Here is a 257-nt window from a genome sequence, read left to right on the forward strand (position 1 = left end):
GCCTCGCGCGCCGCGGTCGATGCGGGCTACGTGCCCAACGACTACCAGGTGGGCCAGACGGGCAAGATCGTCGCGCCGCAGCTCTACATCGCGATCGGCATCTCGGGGGCGATCCAGCACCTTGCGGGGATGAAGGACTCGAAGGTGATCGTGGCGATCAACAAGGATCCGGAAGCGCCGATCTTCCAGGTGGCCGACTACGGGCTGGTGGGGGATCTGTTCGAGGTGGTGCCCCAACTGACTGCGGCGGTCTGATC

The 257-nt window shown here is 65.8% G+C and carries 1 protein-coding gene; it reads left to right on the forward strand.

What is annotated here, in order from left to right:
• Positions 1-255: electron transfer flavoprotein subunit alpha/FixB family protein (locus C666_RS19205; RefSeq protein WP_004352632.1), on the forward strand; the 255-nt coding region annotated here is incomplete at its 5' end.
• Between the last annotated feature and the right edge of the window lie 2 nt (positions 256-257).

It is taken from the genome of Thauera linaloolentis 47Lol = DSM 12138 (genome assembly GCF_000310205.1).
Classification (GTDB): domain Bacteria; phylum Pseudomonadota; class Gammaproteobacteria; order Burkholderiales; family Rhodocyclaceae; genus Thauera; species Thauera linaloolentis.